The sequence below is a fragment of the Micromonospora craterilacus genome (assembly GCF_003236315.1).
Lineage (GTDB): Bacteria > Actinomycetota > Actinomycetes > Mycobacteriales > Micromonosporaceae > Micromonospora > Micromonospora craterilacus.
The window spans coordinates 1-16,616 of record NZ_POTY01000162.1 but is presented as its reverse complement, the minus strand read 5'-3'; the positions used below and the strand labels follow the sequence as shown (position 1 = coordinate 16,616).

Sequence of the window (16,616 nt, the reverse complement as noted above, 5' to 3'; positions counted from 1 at the left end):
GGCCCACCCCATCGTCGCCACCGACTTCCAGCAGGTCACCCTCGCCAAGGGGGTCGCCGAGGTCGGTGAGCCGATGACCATCGCGGTGCTGCCGGACCGCTCGGTCCTGCACACCGCCCGCAACGGCACGGTCCGCCGCACCGACGCGGCCGGCACCACGTCGGTGATCGGCACCATCGCCGTCTACACCCACGACGAGGAGGGGTTGCAGGGCATCGGGGTCGACCCGGGCTTCGCCAGCAACCGGCACATCTTCCTCTACTACGCGCCGCCGCTGTCCACCCCGGCCGGCGACGCACCGGCGACCGGCACCGACTTCTCCGCCTGGCAGGGGGTGAACCGGCTTTCCCGGTTCACCCTCAACGCCGACTTCACCATCAACCAGGCCAGCAAGGTCGACGTCCTCGACGTCCCCGCCGATCGCGGCATGTGCTGCCACGTCGGCGGCGACATCGACTTCGACGCCGCCGGCAACCTGTACCTGTCCACCGGCGACGACACGAACCCGTTCGACTCCGGCGGGTACGCGCCGGTCGACGAGCGGACCAACCGCAACCCGGCGTACGACGCGCAGCGCAGCGCGGCCAACACCAACGACCTGCGCGGCAAGATCCTGCGGATCAAGGTCAACGCCAACGGCACGTACGCCATCCCGGCCGGCAACATGTTCGCCCCCGGCACCGCGCGGACCCGCCCCGAGATCTACGCGATGGGCTTCCGCAACCCGTTCCGGATGAGCGTCGACAAGGCGACCGGCATCGTCTACGTCGGCGACTACGGGCCGGACGCGGGCACCACCACCGGCCGCGGCCCCAGTGGGCAGGTCGAGTTCAACCGGGTCACCGGCCCCGGCTTCTACGGCTGGCCGTACTGCACCGGCACCAACACCGCCGCCGAGACGTACGCCAAGTGGGACTTCGCCACCGGCACCGCCGGCCCGAAGTACAACTGCACCGGCGGCGCGACCAACAGCTCGTTCCGCAACACCGGCCTGTCCACCCTGCCCGGCGCGAAGCCCTCCTGGATCCGGTACGCCGGCGACGCCGGCAGCCCGCCGGAGTTCGGCGGCGGCTCCGAGTCCCCGATGGGCGGCCCGGTCTACCGGTACAACGCCGCGTCGACGTCGACCACCAAGTGGCCGCAGAGCTTCGACGGGCAATTCTTCGCCGGCGAGTTCGGCCGGGGCTGGATCAAGCCGATCCACGTCAACGGCGACGGCTCGGTGGGCACCATCGACACCTTCCCGTGGAACGGCAAGCAGGTCATGGACATGGCCTTCGGCCCGGACGGCGCGCTCTACGTGCTGGACTACGGCACCGGCTACTTCAACGGCGACGCCAACTCGGCCCTCTACCGCTACGACTACGTCGGCGGCGGTAACCGCGCACCGACGGCGGTGGCCTCGGCGGACAAGACCTCCGGCGTCGCCCCGTTGACCGTGAACTTCTCCTCGGCCGGGTCGTCGGACCCGGAGGGCGGGGCGCTCACCTACTCGTGGGCCTTCGGCGACGGCACCAGCTCGACGGCGGCCAACCCGACCAAGACGTACACGGCCAACGGCAACTACACGGCCACGCTGACCGTACGCGACCCGCAGGGCGCCACCGGCACGGCGAGCGTACGGATCGGAGTCGGCAACACCGCGCCGACGGTCACCATCAACAGCCCGGCCAACGGTCAGCTGTTCAGCTTCGGCGACTCCGTGCCGTTCAGCATCACGGTGACTGACCCGGAGGACGGCACGATCGACTGCACCAAGGTCAAGATGACCTACGTCCTCGGTCACGACAGCCACGGCCACCAGATCACCTCGCAGAACGGCTGCACCGGCGCGATCAGCATCCCGGTCGACGGTGAGCACGACGACGCGGCGAACATCTTCGGGATCTTCGACGCCGAGTACACCGACTCGGGTGGCCTGACCACGCACACCCAGCACACCCTCCAGCCCCGCAAGCGGCAGGCGGAGCACTACAAGACCGCTTCGGGCATCGCGACCTTCGACAAGACGACCGCGGAGGGCGGCAAGACCGTCGGCGACATCCACAACGGCGACTGGATCGCCTTCGAGCCGTACCGCATCGGCAATGTGACCTCGTTCAGCGCCCGGGTCTCCTCGGCCGGCGCCGGCGGCACCCTCCAGGTGCGGGCCGGTTCCGCCACCGGCACGGTGCTCGGCTCGGCCACCGTCCCGGTGACCGGAGCCTGGGACACCTTCACCACGGTCACCGGCAGCATCACCAACCCGCCCACCGGCACCACCACGCTCTACCTGACCTTCGCCGGATCGGGCACCGGCGCGCTCTACGACCTGGACTCGTTCGCCTTCACCACCGGCAGCGGCACCGGTGGCGTCGGCCGGATCACCGGCCTGGCCGGCAAGTGTCTGGACGTACGCAACGCGGCCACCGCCGACGGTACGCAGATCCAGATCTACACCTGCAACGGCTCGGCCGCGCAGACCTGGACGGTGACGCCGAACTCGACGATCCGGGCGTTGGGCAAGTGCCTGGACATCTCCGGCGGCGCCTCGGCCGACGGCACGAAGATCCAGCTCTGGACCTGCAACGGCAGCGGCGCCCAGAACTGGTCGGCACAGTCGAACGGCACGCTGCGCAACCCGCAGTCCGGCAAGTGCCTGGACGTCTCCGGCAACAACTCCGCGGACAGCACCCCCGTGCACCTGTGGACCTGCCACACCGGCGCCAACCAGCGCTGGGTACTTCCCTGAAAGGAGGGGCCCCCTGTTAACGCCTGGTGCACTATAGGGGGCCCCTCCTAACACCCACCACGTTGGGAGAGCGACATGCGCAGACTCCTTCGACCCGCCTTCGGCCTGGCCACCGCCGTCCTCGCCGTCCTCGCCTGCACCACCCCGGCCACCCCGGCCAGCGCCGCCGACGCCCCGTACGACGTGCTGGTCTTCTCCAAGACCGCCGGCTTCCGGCACGACTCCATCGCGGTCGGCACCCAGGCCATCCGTGACCTGGGCGCGGCGAACAGCTTCAGCGTGACCGCCACCGAGGACGCCGCCGCGTTCAACGCCACCAACCTCGCCCGATTCAGGGTGGTGGTCTTCCTCAACACCACCGGTGACGTGCTCAACGCCAGCCAGCAGACCGCCTTCGAGTCGTACATCGGCTCCGGCGGCGGCTTCGTCGGGGTGCACGCCGCCGCCGACACCGAGTACGACTGGCCCTTCTACGGCAACCTGGTCGGGGCGTACTTCCAGTCGCACCCGGCCATCCAGCAGGCCAACGTCCGGGTGGAGAACCGGGCCCACGCGGCCACCGCGCACCTGCCGCAGACCTGGACCCGCACCGACGAGTGGTACGACTACCGAACCAACGCCCGCCCCGGCGCGCGGGTGCTGGCCAACCTCGACGAGTCGTCGTACTCGGGCGGCGTGATGGGCGCGGACCACCCGATCGCCTGGTGCAAGACCTACAGCGGTGGCCGGTCCTTCTACACCGGCGGCGGGCACACCCAGGCGTCGTACGCCGACCCGGCGTTCCGGGCGCACCTGCTCGGCGGCATCCGGTACGCGGCCGGCCGCACCAAGGCCGACTGTCGCCCGGAGACCGGCTACACCACCCTCTACAACGGCTCGGCCACCGGCTGGTCCCAGGCCGGGCCGGGTGGCTTCACCAACTCCGACGCCACCCTCACCTCGACCGGTGGGATGGGCCTGTACTGGTACAGCGCGAAGCAGTTCACCAACTACTCGCTGAAGCTGGACTGGCGGCTCAACGGGGACGACAACTCGGGAGTCTTCATCGGCTTCCCGCCGTCGAGTGATCCGTGGTCGGCGGTGAACAACGGCTACGAGATCCAGATCGACGCGACCGACGCGCCGGACCGCACCACCGGCTCGGTCTACACCTTCAAGTCCGCCGACATCCCCGCCCGGGATGCCGTGCTGAACCCGCCGGGCGAGTGGAACACCTACGAGCTGCTGGTGGAGGGGAACCGGCTACAGGTCTTCCTCAACGGTGCGAAGATCAACGACTTCACCAACACCAACCCGGCCCGCTCGCTCGCCGGCCACATCGGCATCCAGAACCACGGCGCCGGCGACGTGGCGTCGTTCCGCAACATCCGGATCAAGGAGCTGGGCGGCTCGAACCCGCCGGGCGGCAACACCACCGTCCAGGCCGAGGCGTTCAGCTCGGCCAGCGGGGTCACCGCGTTCGCCAAGGCCGGTGCCAACGGCGGCCAGACGCTCGGCTACATCGACCCGGGGGACTGGGCGGCGTACAACAACCTCGACCTGACCGGGGTCACCTCGTTCCGGGCCCGGGTGGTCTCCGGCGGGCCGGGCGGCACGATCCAGGTGCGTACCGGCTCGACCACCGGCACCGTGCTCGGCTCGGTGGCGGTGCCGAACACCGGCAGCTGGACCACCTTCGCCGACGTGACGACCAACCTGTCCAATGTCCCGTCCGGCCTGCGAAACGTGTACCTGACCTTCACCGGCTCGGGCTCGGGACTCTTCGACGTCGACGACTTCACCCTGGTGCGGGGCACCGGTGGTGGCGGCAGCACCGGCCCGATCACCGGCCTGGCCGGCAAGTGCCTCGACGTACGCGGCGGAGCCACCGCCGACGGTACGCAGATCCAGATCTACACCTGTAACGGCGGTGCCGCGCAGACCTGGACGGTGACGCCGAACTCGACGATCCGGGCGTTGGGCAAGTGCCTGGACATCTCCGGCGGCGGATCCGCGGACGGCACGAAGATCCAGCTCTGGACCTGCAACGGCAGCGGCGCCCAGAACTGGTCGGCACAGTCGAACGGCACCCTGCGCAACCCGCAGTCCGGCAAGTGCCTGGACGTCTCCGGCAACAACTCCGCCGACAGCACCCCCGTGCACCTCTGGACCTGCCACACCAACGCCAACCAGCGCTGGATACTCCCCTGAAAGGAAGGGCCCCTTGTTAACGCCGCCTGGCGTGGCGTATTACAAGGGGCCCTTTTTAACCGCGCGCCGGCCGCCTAGAGTGAAGGCGGCGACCGCGAGGTGGCCGGTGAGTCGACGGGAGGCGCAACCCGTCGGCCCCAGGCGCGACCGCGCCCACCGGTGCACCGTCGTGGCCGCCCGCATCCCGGTCATCCCTCGCCCCGGCCACGCAGGTACGGAATCCCCATCACGACAGGGGAAAAGGACTGATGGCGCGACCGATCACGCTGTTCACCGGCCAGTGGGCCGACCTTCCGTTCGACGAGGTGTGCCGGCTCGCCGCCGAGTGGGGCTACGACGGCCTGGAGATCGCCTGCTGGGGCGACCACTTCGAGGTCGACAAGGCCCTGGCCGACGAGTCGTACATCGAGCGGAAGCGGGAGACGCTCGCCAAGCACAACCTCCAGGTGTTCGCGATCTCCAACCACCTGGTCGGCCAGGCGGTCTGCGACCACCCGATCGACGAGCGGCACCAGGACATCCTGCCCGCCCGGCTCTGGGGGGACGGCGAGCCCGAAGGGGTACGCCAGCGCGCCGCCGAGGAGATCAAGGACACCGCCCGCGCGGCGGCGAAGCTCGGCGTGAACACCGTCGTCGGCTTCACCGGCTCGTCGATCTGGCACACCCTGGCGATGTTCCCGCCGGTGCCGCCGTCGATGATCGAACGCGGGTACCAGGACTTCGCCGACCGGTGGAACCCGATCCTGGACGTCTTCGACGAGGTCGGAGTGCGGTTCGCCCACGAGGTGCACCCGAGTGAGATCGCGTACGACTACTGGACGACGAAGCGGACGCTGGAGGCGATCGGGCACCGGCCCGCGTTCGGGCTGAACTGGGACCCGTCGCACTTCGTCTGGCAGGAACTCGACCCGGTGAACTTCATCTTCGACTTCGCCGACCGGATCTACCACGTGGACTGCAAGGACGCCAAGGTGCGTACCGGCGACGGCCGGCGTGGCCGGCTCGCCTCGCACCTGCCGTGGGCGGACATGCGGCGGGGCTGGGACTTCGTCTCCACCGGGCACGGCGACGTGCCCTGGGAGGACTGCTTCCGGGCGTTGAACGCGATCGGCTACGACGGGCCGATCTCGGTCGAGTGGGAGGACGCCGGAATGGACCGGCTGGTCGGTGCCCCGGAGGCGCTCCAGTTCGTCCGTCGACTCGCCTTCGACGCCCCGACCGCCGCCTTCGACGCGGCGTTCAGCAGCAAGGACTGAGCCGGAGAGGGCCCGGGTGCCGGCCGCCGCGCCGGCCCCGGGCACTCGTGCGGGCTGCGCCGGCCGCGCCGAGAGCCGGCCGGATCAGTCGGTGGCGAAGACGTGCTCGCTGGCCAACCGGGCCGCGCCCACCAGCCCGGCCCGGTCCGCCAGGTCGGAGAGGACGACCGGCATGGTGCCGGTGGCCAGCGGAGCCGACCGGCGGTAGACCACACCGCGGATCTCGGAGAGCAGGATGTGCCCGACCCCCTCCGGCGCACCGCCGATCACCACGATGCTCGGGTTGAAGAAGCTGATCAGGCCGACGAGCACCTGGCCGAGGCGGCGGGCGGCGTCGCGTACCAGCGCCTGCGCGGCCGGGTCGCCGGCGGTCGCGGCCGCGGCGACGTCCGGCACGGTGAGCGTGCCCGCCGCGGTCAGTCGGGTGGCCAGCGCGGGGGAGCGGCCCGAGCGAGCCGCCGCCAGCGCCGCGCGGACCAGCCCGGCATCGCCGGCGTACGCCTCGAGGCAGCCGACCTCGCCGCAGACGCAGGCCGGCCCGTCCTCGCCGAGCGGCAGGTGCGCGATGTCCCCCGCGCTGCTGGTCGCGCCGCGGTAGAGCGTGCCGCCGAGGACCAGGCCGCAGCCGATCGCCGTGCCGAGCTTGAGGTAGAGGAAGTCGTCGAAGGTACGGCCGATACCGGCGTGGTGCTCGCCGAGGGCGAGTACGTTCGCGTCGTTGTCGACCAGCGCCGGGCAGCCAAGCTCGGTGGCGAACGCGTCCCGGACGGGGAAGCGCTGCCAGCCGGGTAGGACGGCCGGTGCGATGGAGGTGTCGCCGTCGACCGGCCCGGGCAGCGCGACGCCGACCCCGGTGAGTTCGGCGATGCCCAGTTCGGCGCGGAGCTTCTCGACCAGGTCGACGGCCCGGCCGATCACGGATTCGGGCCCGCCGCGTACGTCTGCCGGCTCGCCGGTCTCGGCCAGCACGTTCAGTTCACCGTCGGTGATCGCCGCGGTGATTCGGTCTGCCCCGATGACCACGCCGGCGAAGCGCACCCCACCCGCGAGGCGCAGCAACGAGGACCGGCGCCCGCCGCGGGAGGCCGCCAGCCCGGCGGTTTCCACCAGACCGCGCGCCACGAGCCGCTCCAGCTCGGTGGTGAGCGTCGAGCGGGACAGGCCCAGGATGTCGCCCAGCTCCACCCGGGAGCGGGGACCGTCGTCACGCAGCAACCGGACCAGCCGTGCCTGCTGCGGATTCTCCGGACGGATGAGTGTCATCGCCTTCACCTCCCATCCCGAGTCTTCCATGACGGTGTTTCGGTCCTGTGGCCAGCAGGGGCCGCATCCGTCACCGGATGCGGCCCCTTGATGTGACGTCGGGTCGGTCAGCCCCACAGACCCGACCGTGCTGTCGGATCCGTCAGCCCCGCAGGCTCGACATGTGCAGGTAGCTCTGCTCGGCGAACCGCAGCGAGCGGCCCGGGTCGGCAGTGCCGCCCGGCGCGGTGTCCTGCTCCCACATCGGGTTGTGGTAACCCTTCGCGCCCATGTTGGCGAAGAAGTTGCCGTAGTCGATGTCGCCGTCGCCGAGCGGCGTCATCTCGTAGCCGTTGGTGAGGGCCGGGTTGTACCGGCCGTCCTTGGCGTGGAACAGCGGGAACCGCTTGGTCCGGGCCGCCACCGTCGCCAGCGGGTCGAAGACGTTGGTCTGCACCTGGCCGTCGGCGTCGGTGTACGTGTGGAACCGGTGCTGGGCCACGTGCGCCCAGTAGATGTCCATCTCGAACCAGACGTACTTCGGGTCGGTGACCCCGAAGAAGTACTCCAGCTTCCGGACCCCGGAGGAGCGGGTCGGGCGGCCCAACCCGTCCAGCGGCCCGCTGTCGAGCAGGAAGTTGTACGCGGCGTCGTGGTTGTGCGTGTACAGCTTCAGGTCCCGGGCGGCGGCCATCTCGCCGAAGAAGTTCCAGCGGTCCGCGGCGAGGTCCCAGTCCGCCTTGTAGTTGCTGTTGGTCGGGTCGCTGCCGGTGCCGATGTGCCTCATGCCGAGGATCTCGGCGGTGTCCAGCGTCCGCTCGAAGGCGGCGATGGTGTCCGGCGTGACGGTGCTGGGGATCGAGGCGTGCGAGCCGTTGGCCTTCAGCCCGTTGTCGTCCAGGACCTTGCGGATCTCCTCAGGGGTGATCTGCCGGCCCAGGATGCCGGTGTTCTGGGTGTACCCGGCGAACTCGATCTCCCGGTAGCCGATCTCGGCGAGCCGGCCGAGCACCCGCTCGAAGCCGTAGGGCACCCCGCTGGTGTCCGGGGCGGCGGAGATCCGGTCCCGGACGCTGTAGAGGATGATGCCCCGCTTGGGCTTCGGCACGAGCAGGCCGTTGCCGGCGGCGGCCGGGGAGCCGATGCCGGCGGCGCCGACGGCCGCCGCGCCGGCGACACCGGCGAAGGTGCCGAGTATCCGACGACGGCTCATTCCGTGCTGACTGTCGCTCATTTCTGCTGCCTTTCTCGGTGGTACTTCGGTGGGTGACCGGGGCCGCCGCACTGGCGGCCCCGGCCGGGTGGTGTTACGGGGTGATGCCGATGCCCGGGCCGTTGAACTGGACCCAGTTGAGGTTGCCGAACCCGCTGGCCGGGCCGCCCGGGACGGTGGTGAATACGAGGTAGAGCCGGAACGCGCCGCCCGGATCGGTGATCGGCACGGTGGTGTTGGTGAAGACGTTGTTACCGCTGGTCGCGTTGACCGTCGCGGTGCTCAGCAGCGGTCCGGTCGGCGAGTCCTTCCGGAACTCGACGTTGAACCGCGGCTGCCCGGCGGTGGCGGCACTGCCACCGGAGGTACGCAGGGTGACCGACTGCATGTTCTTCAGGTCGATGGTGCCGTTGATCGCGATCCAGTCGCCGGGGTCGAGGCTGCCGCGCTGCTGCCCGCCGCCGACGTCGGCGCTGTTGCCCACGGTGGTTCCGGACTGGTCCCGGGCGAACTCCGGCTGTTGCAGCTTGTCCTGGATGATCTGCTGCTCGACCGTGGTCAGCGCGGGCACCCCGTTGGCGCCGTTGTCGGTGTACTCGGCGCTGATCACGCCGTAGATGTAGCCGCCGTGTGAGGCGTCGTCGGCCAGCGTGGGCAGTACGCCGGAGCAGCCGAACTGGTTCGCCTCACCGTGCCCGTGGTCGTCGTGACCGAGCACGAAGGTCACCTCGACCCGGCTGCAGTCGATCTGGCCGTCCTCCGGGTCGGTGACCGTCACCGACCAGGGGATGTCGTCGCCCCAGCTGAAGAAGCCGCCCTCGATCGGAACGTTCACCTTGATCGTCGGAGCCGTGTTGCCAACCGTGATGGTGGTGTTCGCCGACGCGCTCTTGCCGCTGGAATCGGTCACCGTCAGTCGCGCGGTGTAGACCCCGTTGGCGGTGTACGTGTGCGTCGGGTTGGGGTCGACGGAGTCGATGGTGCCGTTGCCGTCGAAGTCCCAGGCGAACGAGATGGAGTCCCCGGGATCCGGGTCTCGCGACCCTTCGCTGGAGAACGCCACCGTCAGCGGGCCCTGCCCGTTGGTCGGGGTCGCGTTCAGCACGGCGGTCGGCGCCCGCAGGCCCTTCACGTAGCTGAACTTGACCATCGCCGCGTCCGGGTTGATGTTGAAGAACCCGTCCCCGTACGTCAGCAGGTAGAAGTTGCCGTCGGGGCCCCACATCATGTCCATCGGGTTGTCGCAGAGGAACGGCCGAGCCGGTGTGACCGGGCCACCCCCGCAGCTCAACAGATCATTGATCTTCAGGATCTCGCCCTGCGAGTCGAGCCGGATTTCCCGGAGGTAGTCCCGGGTGAACTCACCGAAGAAGATCGCGCCGTCGTAGTACGCGGGGAACTTCGTCTCCGACCTCAGCTCCGGGTCGTAGTCGTACTTCGCCGCGCCGTGCGGACCCACCCCACCGGTGCCGAGTTCAGGGAAGAGCACCGGGCAGGTCTGGGTCGGGGTGGACAGGTAGGACTCCGGACACGGGGTCGGGGCCTGGAACGAGTACCAGAGCTCCGACTTCTCCACCGCCGGCAGGTCGACTAGGCCGGTGTTGTGCCGGGAGGTGTTCTTCGGTGCCGCGCAGTCGAACGGTGCGATCGGCGAGATCGGGCTGGTGGTCCAGTTCATCTCGAAGTACGGCAGGTTCGGCTGCACGCACATCGGCCAACCGTAGTTGGACGGCTTGTCGACCACCATCATCCGCCCGGTGCCCGCCGGCCCACGGCCCACGGCCGCGGTCGAGGAGTCGGGGGAGTAGTCGGTGATGTAGGCGACGTCGTTCTTGTCCAGGGTGATCCGGAACGGATTCCGGAAGCCCATCGCGTAGATCTCCGGGCGGGTCTTGTCACCCGGGTGGTCCGCCTCGGGGAACAGGTTCCCCTCGGGAATGGTGTAGCTGCCGTCCGACTGCACCTTGATCCGCAGGATCTTGCCGCGCAGGTCGTTGGTGTTGGCGGAGCTGCGTCGGGCGTCCACGAACGGTGCCTGGTAGACGCCGGTGGCGCTCACCGAGTCGTTGTGCGGGGAGAAGCCACCGGAGCCACCGCCGCCGGCCGGGGTGTCGTCGCCGGTGACCAGCCAGAGGTTGTTGTCCGAGTCGAAGACGATGTCACCGGCCACGTGGCAGCACGCGCCCCGGTCCACCGGCACCTCCATGATCTTCTGCTCGCTGTCCACGTCGAGCGAGGGGTTCTCGCCGTCGACGAACTTGAACCGGGAGAGTTGGAAGTAGCCCTTCCACTGGTCCCACGCGGCCGGGTTGGTGCTGGTGGTCGGCGCGCTGCCGGTGGGGGTGTCCAGCGGTGGTGCGTAGAACAGGTAGACCCACTTGTTGGTGGCGAAGTCCTTGTCGATCGCCGGGCCGTACATCCCGTCCTCGCTGTGCGTGTAGACCGGGATCTGGGCCAGCACGGTCGTCCGGTTGCCGTCCGGCTCGTGCAGCCGGACGCCGCCGCGACGGTCGGTCTGGAGGACCCGCCCGTCGGGCAGTACGTCGAAGCCGATCGGCTCGTTGACGTTGGGCTGCGCACCGATGACGGTCATCTGGTAGTTGGCCAGCACCGTCGCACCACAGTCGCCGTCCGTGGTGCCGGACGCCCACTGGATCGCCCCACCGAGGTGAGCCCGGAGGTCGGTGCTACGGAAACTCTGCGGGGTCGCGCCGAGTCCGGTGTAGAACGAGCGGCCACCCTGGTAGTCCTTGCACCAGGTGATCGGGTGGTCGAAGCCCATGGTGCCGCCGCTGTACGACTTCTCGTCCACGGTGGCCAGGACGTGCGAGACGCCCCGGACGTTGTCCGCGAAGTTGTACCACCGGTCGGTCGTCTTCCACCGCTCGGGCAGTGTGGCGGAAGCCGGGTGCACCCGGTCGGCCACGGTCACCGTGGCCTCGCCGGCCGCCGTGGCGGAGCCGACGGCGCGGGTGCCGAGGAGGTTGTCGAGGAAGGTCCAGCCCGGCTCCGCCTCGATCGCCGAGTGCACGCCGACGAAGCCGCCGCCGTCGCGGTAGTACTTCTCGAACGCCGTGCGCTGGGCGTCGTTCAGCACGTTGCCGGTGGTGTTCAGGAACACCACCGTGCGGAACTGCTTCAGGTGCGGCTCGTCGAACTTGCGGGCGTCGTCGGTGACGTGAACCGAGAACCGCCGGTCCTTGCCGAGTTCCTTGATCGCTTCGACGCCGGCGGCGGTGGCGGGGTGCGTGCCGCTGGCTGACCGGGTGAAGACGAGCACCTTGTACTGGATGCCGTTGCTGTGCGGTGCCGGCTCGCCCGACACCGGTGCGGCCTGCACCGGCGCCGCCCGCTGCGGCTCAGTCGCCACCAGCGTCGCGCCGACGAGGGTGAGAAGACTCAGATAGGTGAGGGCCCTTCGGCCGATGGGTCTGCGCATCGAACCTCGCTCTGATCGGTCAGGTCCACCTCGACGCCGGTACGACGCCGAGGTGGTTCGGGGGAGTACCTACGAGCCTGGCCAGGTCTAAGGAGGACGATATTTGTGACTGACATCAAAGAGAAGAGGTTGACGGCAGAAGTTCTTGATGAACCTGCGCGACTTTTGCTCAAAATCGGAGAAAGTCCCCGCGCGGTCCGGCTGTTCCCCCTGACGTGCGGGGACAGCGACGGGCCCGGCCGCCAAGTCTGGCGGCCGGGCCCGTCCCGTGTGGCCGGAGAGGTCCGGATGTGGCTAGAGGGTACTGCCGTTGGTGCCAGAGCTGGACGGCTTGCTGCGGGGAGTGGCCGACGTCGAGCTGGTGGGCGTGCTCGACGAGCTGGACTTGGCGCCGGCCGTGGCCGGCGTGCCGGCGAAGGCGTCGTCGGCGGGGGTGAGCTCGTGCTTGCCGTTCTGGCCCAGTCGCTCGCCCAGTTTCGAGTGGCCGAGCTTGTCCTTGCCCTCGTGGTAGAGCCGGCTCGCCTGGGCCTGCGCGACCCCGGCCGCCTCCTGGACGGTCGGGTGGTCGAGCACCTTCCGGCCCCGCACCACCAGCTCTTCGTACTTCTCGCGGCCGGCTCGGGCGCCCAGGACGAACCCTGCAGCCAGCCCGCCAAGGAACATGATCTTTCCGCGCATGGCGGCTCCTCTCGTACCTGACGCGCCGTCGTGCCGCCCAGCGGGCCTCCGTGGGCGGGGTTGACCAGTTCGCGCCTGCGTCCTGTCGTCGGCAGCTAACTACCCATCCTGCTCTCCGCTCATGCCTCCTTGTGCCGCGATGACGATTTGTCCGCAGAATCCGATTGCCGAGGCCCATGGTGGGGCGGGTAACCCCCTGGACCAAGACCCCCCGGAGTCCTGTACTCTTGTGCCCGTCGCCCGGCGCGGAGAGATCCCGCCGAGCGATGATGCGGTCCCCCGTAGCTCAATTGGCAGAGCAGCCGGCTGTTAACCGGCAGGTTTTTGGTTCGAGTCCAAACGGGGGAGCTTCCTCCATCATGACGCCCGCCGGCAACCCGGTGGGCGTTCGCCGTTGCGCCACAGCTCCGCCGACGTCCAGCACGGGCAGCGCGATCAGGGCGAATTCGGGATCCCGGCGCCGAAGATGATCACCTATTATCCTCGCCATGCCCGCACCCCTCCCGCCGCCGGACTTCGCTACCGGGGCGGCGTACCCCCAGGTCAGCACCGCCCGCGCGGCGCTGGCCGCCGGCGACTGGTCGGCCCTGCGCGCGCTCGTCGACGCGCAGGACCCGCACGGCCGCACGTTCCTGGTCGACCACGTCGGCGACGGCCCCGAGGTCGGGGAATTCCTCCAACGCGTGTACGCCGAGCAACCCGAGGACCCGCTGGCCGGGGCGATGCTCGGGGCGCACCTGATCCACGCCGGCTGGCGGATCCGGTCGGGCCTGCGGGCCCAGTACGTCAGCCGGGAGCAGTTCGCCCAGTTCTTCGACCACCTGCGCCGGGCCGAGCAGGTGCTCATCGACGTCACCGCCCGCCACCCCGAGGAGGTGGCGGCCTGGACGCAGCGGGTCACCAGCGCCCGCGGGCTGGAGGTCGGTCAGGCCGAGGCCCGCCGCCGCTACGACCGGCTCGCCGCCCACCAGCCCCACCACCTGCCGGCGCAGACGCAGCTGCTGCAACAGTTCTGCCCCAAATGGAGCGGCACCTGGGAGAAGACCCACGCGTTCGCGCGCGAGTGCGCCGAGGCGGTCCCGCCCGGCGCGCCCAACGCGGTACTCGTCGTGGAGGGGTACCTGGAACAGGCCCTCGATCACGGGAACACGGCCGCCACGAGCGAGTTCCTGCGCCTCCCGCAGGTGCGCGGCCAGATCTACGACGCGGCGCAACGCTCGATCTGGCACCCCGAATTCCGCCACGGCTGGGGCTGGGTGTCGGTGCGCAGCGTCTTCGCCCTCGCGTTCTGCCTGATGCACGAGTGGACACCGGCGGCGCAACAGTTCGCGGCGCTCGGCAACCTCGGCGACGACTGGCTGTTCAGCTACCTCGGCGACGGGCCGAAGGAATTCCAGCGGTTCCGCGACAAGGCGTACGCGAAGGGAGGCCGGCCGTGATCCAGCAGCTGGAAACCGACGGGGTGCCGACGCTGCTCGCCCCCACCGGCGGGCCGATGCGCGCCGGGCTGACCTTCCGGGTCGGCACCGCAGACGAGACCCTCGCCCGCCACGGCATCACCCACCTGCTCGAACACCTCGCCCTGGCCCCACTGGGCACCGCCGACTACCACTTCAACGGCGCCACCGCGCCGATCTTCACCACCTTCCACATGCAGGGCTCCGAGCAGGACATCGCCACCTTCCTCACCGCCGTCTGCGCCAACCTCACCGACCTGCCCACCGCTCGCCTGGAGGTGGAGAAGGACATCCTGCGCACCGAGTGGAGCAGCCAGGGCGGCGCGGCCAGCGACGACATCGCCCTGTGGCGGTACGGCGCGCGCGACTTCGGGCTGAGCAGCTACCCCGAATGGGGGCTCGCCCGGCTCACCGCCGAGGACCTGCGCGAGTGGGCCGCGCGCTGGTTCACCAGGGAGAACGCGGTGCTCTGGATCGCCGGCGACCGGGTGCCCGAAGGGCTGCGGCTGACCCTGCCCAGCGGCACCCGGCAGCCCGTACCGGCCGCCTCGTCGGCGCTGCCCACCACCCCCGCGTACTTCGTCGAGGGCTCCCGGGCGGTGGTGCTCGACGCGGTCGTGCGGCGCCGGGCCGCCGTGGGCGTCTTCGCGGACGTGTTGGAGCGCGAGCTGTTCCGCGCGTTGCGCCAGGACGCCGGCCTCTCCTACACCACCACCACCGGGTACGAGCCGCGCGGCGACGGCCAGGTCACCCTGCGGGCCATCGCCGACGCACTCGCCGAGAAGCAGGACGCCGTGCTCGGCGGCTTCATCGACGTGCTGGCCAAGCTCCGGGTCGGCCGAATCGAGCAGAGCGATCTCGACGCCGCGGTCGCCAAGCGGGTCGAGATGCTGGCCACCGCCGAGGTCGACGCCGCCCGCCTGCCGGACTACGCCGTCAACCTGCTCACCGGCCAGCGGAACCTAAGCCTCGACGAGCACCGCGCCGAGCTGAAGGCGGTCACCCTCGCCGAACTGCACGAGGTCGCCCAGGAGGTGTGTGCCTCGGCGCTTCTGATGGTGCCGGACGGCACCCGCGCCGACTGGGCCGGCTTCACCCCCGCCCCCACCTCCTCGGAGACGGTCGCCGCCGGCACCACCCATCACTCCCGGGACGACGACGGCCGGCTGCTCATCGGCCCGGAAGCGGTGAGCTACCTCGGCGGCGGAGGCCGGCTCACCGTCACGTACGCCGAGTGCGCCGTGATGCTCGCCTGGCCGGACGGGGCACGGCAACTGATCGCCCCCGACGCCATCGTGCTGCACATCGAGCCGACCCTGTTCGACGTGCACCCCGCGGCGATGAACGTCATCGACGCCGGAGTGCCGGCCGACCGGCGGGTCGCGATGCCGCCCCGCGACCCGGAGAGCATCCCGCAGCCACGCGCCGTACGCGAAATCCGCGAATACCTCGCCCGACCCAAGCGAGCCTGGTGGGAGGTGCTGCTGATGGTGCTCAGCGGCCTCGCCACCCTCGCCGTCGGCGGGTTCACCCTGCTGCTCGTCATCGGCATGTTCATCGACCCCGAGCTCGACGGCGAGAACTGGATGTGGGGTGTGGTCGCGGTCGGCTGGCTGCTCACTGTTATCCTCGCGTTGCCCATCGTGCTGCTGACACGAGGGCGACGCCGGTGAGAAGGGCCGTCGACGCTGGCCGGTGATCGACCGGACGGGATAAGATCCGGCCCGGTGCCGGGGCGGTAGCTCAGCCGGTTAGAGCAGGGGACTCATAATCCCTCGGTCGCGGGTTCGAGTCCCGCCCGCCCCACCAGGCAAAACACGGCTTTTTGATCTAGGCAGTTCCGGGGCGTGGGGTCACCGTGGGGTCACCGACCCCTCGGACCCCGCCCCGGGAACTCCGTCACACTGCCCCTCCCGGGCGTGTCGAGGAGCCGCTGAGCCCGGCTCAGACGCGCCTCCGCGAGTAGGTCACCCTCCCGCAGGATCACCGCCACCACCCGGCCGATTTCCAGCACGACGCGCTCATGCTCGTCGGCGGCCAGTTCCTCCTGCCGCACCTGCCGGCGACACCACGCCGACCACCACACCCACACCGCCCCGAGGCTTACCGCCGATGTCGTCAGGCCCGCGGCAACGAACATGTGCGCGAGCAGACCCGGCGCGGCGGCGGCCCCGCCGACCGCGAACAGCGCGTGGACACCGAATGCACCCCAATCCAGCGCCGCGAGGACGATCGCGCCAGCGGTGGTCCGGGTGTAGGCCCGTGCTGGCCGCCGCTGGAGGGACAGTTCGGCGCGGGCGTCGGCGATCCGCTTGTCCAGGCGTGCGGCCCGCTCGGCTGCGTCGGGGCTGGCCCACACGTCCGGGTCCTCGGCGGGCGGGGCGGCGTGGCGTGCATTGCTGCGGTGGCC

The 16,616-nt window shown here is 70.2% G+C and carries 10 protein-coding genes and 2 tRNA genes; 7 read left to right on the top strand and 5 right to left on the bottom strand.

Translation table 11 applies throughout. The annotated features are described in order from the left end of the window. The 3 genes from C1I95_RS22710 to C1I95_RS22700 form a co-directional block, all read left to right on the top strand. A partial coding sequence (locus tag C1I95_RS22710) for a ricin-type beta-trefoil lectin domain protein (protein WP_111216418.1) occupies positions 1-2,731 on the top strand: 2,731 nt, incomplete at its 5' end. A 75-nt stretch (positions 2,732-2,806) separates the two neighbouring features. Beyond that, on the top strand, positions 2,807-4,921 hold the full coding sequence (locus C1I95_RS22705) for a ThuA domain-containing protein (protein ID WP_111216416.1): 2,115 nt from the start codon (positions 2,807-2,809) through the stop codon (positions 4,919-4,921). A 248-nt stretch (positions 4,922-5,169) separates the two neighbouring features. After that, positions 5,170-6,177, top strand: a complete 1,008-nt coding sequence (locus C1I95_RS22700; protein WP_111216414.1) for a sugar phosphate isomerase/epimerase family protein — start codon at positions 5,170-5,172, stop codon at positions 6,175-6,177. Positions 6,178-6,261: 84 nt separating this feature from the next. Here C1I95_RS22700 and C1I95_RS22695 read toward each other — a convergent pair whose 3' ends face one another. The 4 genes from C1I95_RS22695 to C1I95_RS22680 all read right to left on the bottom strand — a co-directional run bounded on the left by C1I95_RS22695 (position 6,262) and on the right by C1I95_RS22680 (position 12,749). After that, positions 6,262-7,440, bottom strand: coding sequence for an ROK family transcriptional regulator (locus C1I95_RS22695; protein WP_111216422.1), 1,179 nt, complete (start codon positions 7,438-7,440; stop codon positions 6,262-6,264). 142 nt (positions 7,441-7,582) lie between these two features. Continuing rightward, positions 7,583-8,653: a sugar phosphate isomerase/epimerase family protein gene (locus tag C1I95_RS22690; RefSeq protein WP_233513818.1), complete on the bottom strand. Its 1,071-nt coding sequence runs from the start codon at positions 8,651-8,653 to the stop codon at positions 7,583-7,585. 73 nt (positions 8,654-8,726) lie between these two features. Continuing rightward, a complete protein-coding gene (locus tag C1I95_RS22685) occupies positions 8,727-12,071 on the bottom strand; it encodes a ThuA domain-containing protein (RefSeq protein WP_111216412.1) in 3,345 nt (1,114 codons plus the stop codon). 294 nt (positions 12,072-12,365) lie between these two features. Next, positions 12,366-12,749, bottom strand: a complete 384-nt coding sequence (locus tag C1I95_RS22680) for a hypothetical protein (RefSeq protein ID WP_111216410.1) — start codon at positions 12,747-12,749, stop codon at positions 12,366-12,368. A gap of 275 nt (positions 12,750-13,024) precedes the next feature. Here C1I95_RS22680 and C1I95_RS22675 point away from each other — a divergent pair. The 4 genes from C1I95_RS22675 to C1I95_RS22660 all read left to right on the top strand — a co-directional run bounded on the left by C1I95_RS22675 (position 13,025) and on the right by C1I95_RS22660 (position 16,015). After that, a tRNA-Asn gene (locus tag C1I95_RS22675) sits at positions 13,025-13,097 on the top strand. 140 nt (positions 13,098-13,237) lie between these two features. Continuing rightward, a complete protein-coding gene (locus tag C1I95_RS22670) occupies positions 13,238-14,188 on the top strand; it encodes a hypothetical protein (RefSeq protein WP_111216408.1) in 951 nt (316 codons plus the stop codon). Further along, entirely contained in the window at positions 14,185-15,879 is a 1,695-nt protein-coding gene (locus tag C1I95_RS22665; RefSeq protein WP_111216406.1) for a M16 family metallopeptidase, read from the top strand. The genes C1I95_RS22670 and C1I95_RS22665 overlap by 4 nt, the downstream gene beginning before the upstream one ends. Before the next feature lie 59 nt (positions 15,880-15,938). Beyond that, positions 15,939-16,015, top strand: a tRNA-Ile gene (locus C1I95_RS22660). A gap of 55 nt (positions 16,016-16,070) precedes the next feature. On the opposite strand, the gene C1I95_RS35360 is transcribed toward C1I95_RS22660, so the two are convergent. Then, positions 16,071-16,616, bottom strand: a 546-nt coding sequence (locus tag C1I95_RS35360) for a hypothetical protein (RefSeq protein ID WP_199523862.1), incomplete at its 5' end; no start/stop codon positions are given.